The sequence below is a fragment of the Hyphomicrobium sp. genome (genome assembly GCF_020852195.1).
In the GTDB taxonomy this organism is placed as follows: Bacteria; Pseudomonadota; Alphaproteobacteria; order Rhizobiales; family Hyphomicrobiaceae; genus Hyphomicrobium_C.
The window spans coordinates 1-3,255 of the sequence record NZ_JADZBI010000211.1 but is presented as its reverse complement, the minus strand read 5'-3'; the positions used below and the strand labels follow the sequence as shown (position 1 = coordinate 3,255).

Here is a 3,255-nt window from a genome sequence, read left to right as displayed (position 1 = left end):
GCCATGGAAGGCCCGACGCCGGTCTCGGCTCTCATCCACGCCGCAACCATGGTGACGGCCGGTGTGTTCATGGTCGCGCGCCTGTCGCCGATCTTCGAGCTGGCGCCGACGGCGCTCGAGGTCGTGGTCCTGATCGGCACCATTACGGCCTTCTTCGCCGCCACCGTCGGCCTCGTGCAGAACGACATCAAGCGCGTGATCGCCTATTCCACGTGCTCGCAGCTCGGCTACATGTTCGTTGCCTGTGGTGTCGGCGCCTACTCGGCCGGCATCTTCCACCTTTTCACGCACGCCTTCTTCAAGGCGCTGCTGTTCCTCGGCGCCGGCTCCGTCATCCACGGCATGCACCATGAGCAGGACATGCGCCGCATGGGCGGGCTCGCGAAGAAGCTGCCCATCACCTGGATCATGATGCTGATCGGCACGCTGGCGCTGACCGGCGTCGGCATCCCGCATCTCGCGGGCTTCGCCGGCTTCCACTCCAAGGACGCCATTGTCGAGGCCGCATACGCCGCCCACACGCCAAGCAACTTCGCGTTCTGGGGGCTCGTGGTCGCGGCCTTCATGACATCGTTCTACTCGTGGCGGCTGATCTTCCTCACCTTCCACGGGAAAACCCGCGCCGATCACCACACCTACGACCACGCCCACGAGAGCCCGTGGGTCATGCTGATCCCGCTTCTCGTGCTGGCCGCAGGCGCCGTGTTCGCCGGCATCGCCTTCACTCAATTCTTCATCGGCGAGGGGTACGCGGATTTCTGGCGTGCCGCGTTGTTCGAGGCGCCCGGCAAGGACATCCGCCACCACATGCACGAGGTACCCGAGTGGGTGATGTGGTCGCCGACGCTGGCAATGCTGTCCGGCTTCGCGCTGGCGGTGCTCTACTACGTGCTCGCACCTGGCCTGCCTGCGGCCACGGCCCGCGCTTTCAAGCCCGTCTACCTGTTCCTCCTGAACAAGTGGTACTTCGACGAGCTCTATGACCGCATCTTCGTGCGCCCGGCCTTCGCCATCGGCCGCTTCCTGTGGAAGGGCATCGACGGCTCCGTCATCGACGGCACCATCGACGGCACGGCCAAGAGCGTGCTGTGGGGCACGGGGCGCATCATTCGCCTCCAGACTGGCTACGTGTACCACTACGCCTTCGCCATGCTGATCGGCGTCGCGGCCATCCTCACCTACTTCATCCTGGCCGGCGGGGGCACGCCATGAACCTTTCGGGTGCTCCCATTCTCTCGCTGGTGACGTTCCTGCCGCTGGCGGGCGCGCTGTTCATCGCCTTCCTCTCGCGCGAGGCGGTGCAGAACATCCGCTACACGGCACTCTGGACGACGCTGATCACGTTCGTGATCTCGCTCCTCATCTGGATCAACTTCGATCCCACGACGGCCGGCTTCCAGTTCGTCGAGGAGCGCGACTGGCTCGGCCCCATCAAGTACAAGATGGGCGTCGACGGCATCTCGATGCTGTTCGTGATCCTGACCACGTTCCTGATGCCGCTCTGCATCCTGGCCTCGTGGGACGCCATCGAGGACCGCGTTAAGGAGTACATGATTGCGTTCCTGGTGCTCGAGACGCTGATGATCGGCGTCTTCTGCGCGCTCGACCTCGTGCTGTTCTACCTGTTCTTCGAGGGCGGCCTGATCCCGATGTTCCTCATCATCGGCGTTTGGGGCGGGCCGCGCCGCGTCTACGCGAGCTTCAAGTTCTTCCTCTACACGTTCCTGGGCTCGGTGCTGATGCTGCTCGCCATGATGGCTATGTACTGGCACGCCGGCACCACCGACATCCCGACGCTGATGACGACCAAGTTCCCGCCCGACATGCAGTTCTGGCTGTGGCTCGCGTTCTTCGCCTCGTTCGCGGTCAAGATGCCCATGTGGCCAGTGCACACCTGGCTGCCGGACGCGCACGTCGAGGCACCGACCGCCGGCTCCGTCATCCTTGCCGGCATCCTGCTCAAGATGGGCGGCTACGGCTTCCTGCGCTTCTCGCTGCCGATGTTCCCGGACGCTAGCGCGCAACTGGCGCCCCTGGTGTTCGCGCTCTCCGTTATCGCCATCGTCGCCACTTCGTTGATTGCGCTCGTGCAGGAGGACATGAAGAAGCTGATCGCCTATTCGTCGGTTGCCCACATGGGCTTCGTGACCATGGGCATCTTCACCTTCACGCAGCAGGGCATCGACGGCGCCATCTTCCAGATGCTGTCGCACGGGCTCATCTCCTCGGCGCTGTTCCTCTGCGTCGGAGTCGTCTACGACCGCCTGCACACGCGCGAGATCGCAGCCTACGGCGGCCTCGTCGAGCGCATGCCGATCTACGCCGTGATCTTCATGGTCTTCACCATGGGCAATGTCGGACTGCCCGGCACCTCGGGCTTCGTCGGCGAGTTCCTGACGCTGCTCGCCTCTTTCAAGGTCAACACCTACGTCGCTTTCTTCGCCACCAGCGGCGTCATCCTCTCGGCGGCCTACGCGCTCTATCTCTACCGGCGTGTCGTGTTCGGCCCGCTCGAGAAGCCGTCGCTCAAGGCGATCACCGACGTCAACCCGCGCGAGATCGCGATCCTGGTGCCGCTGGTGCTGCTCACCATCCTATTCGGCTTCTACCCCGCCCCAATTCTCGACGTGACGGCCGTCTCCGTGAAGGCGCTCGTGGGCTCGCTCGAGGCCGCAAGCCAGGCGGCTGCTGCTGCCGCCGTCCCGCAGTAAAGGATCCCTGGCCCATGCCCGAGCCCGTGAGCTACCTCGCCGCCCTGCCAGAGATCGTGCTCGCGGTCGGCGCCATGGCGCTGCTGATGATCGAGGCCTTCGGCGGAGCCACGGAGAACCGCGCCGAGCGCGCCGGCTGGCTCGCCATCCTGATCCTGTTCGCGAGCGGCGCCGCGTTGCTCACCCAGGGCGGCACCGAGCGCGCCTTCAACGACGCCTTCGTTTCGGACGCCTTCGCGCGCTTCGTGAAGCTGCTCGTGCTCGCGGGCTCGGCCGCCACTATCCTGCTGTCGTTCGACGACCTGCGGCGCGCTCATGTCGACCGCTACGAAGTCCCGGTCCTCATCCTGCTCGCCACCGTGGGCATGATGATGATGGTCTCGGCGGGCGACCTGCTCGCCCTCTACCTCGGCATCGAGCTGCAGAGCCTCGCGCTCTACGTGCTGGCCGCCGTCCGCCGCGACGACGTCCGCTCGAGCGAGGCCGGAATGAAGTATTTCGTGCTCGGCGCGCTCTCCTCGGGCATGCTGCTCTACGGCGCCTC

3 protein-coding genes are annotated in these 3,255 nt (G+C 65.3%); all 3 read left to right on the top strand.

Annotated elements, in window-relative coordinates:
* The coding region (locus tag IT540_RS17700; protein WP_291180903.1) for an NADH-quinone oxidoreductase subunit L at positions 1-1,212 on the top strand (1,212 nt) is incomplete at its 5' end.
* Positions 1,209-2,711: an NADH-quinone oxidoreductase subunit M gene (locus tag IT540_RS17695; protein WP_291180902.1), complete on the top strand. Its 1,503-nt coding sequence runs from the start codon at positions 1,209-1,211 to the stop codon at positions 2,709-2,711. The genes IT540_RS17700 and IT540_RS17695, both read left to right, overlap by 4 nt.
* 14 nt (positions 2,712-2,725) lie before the next feature.
* Positions 2,726-3,255 (top strand): proton-conducting transporter membrane subunit (locus IT540_RS17690; protein WP_291180900.1); only part of this gene is annotated, 530 nt, incomplete at its 3' end.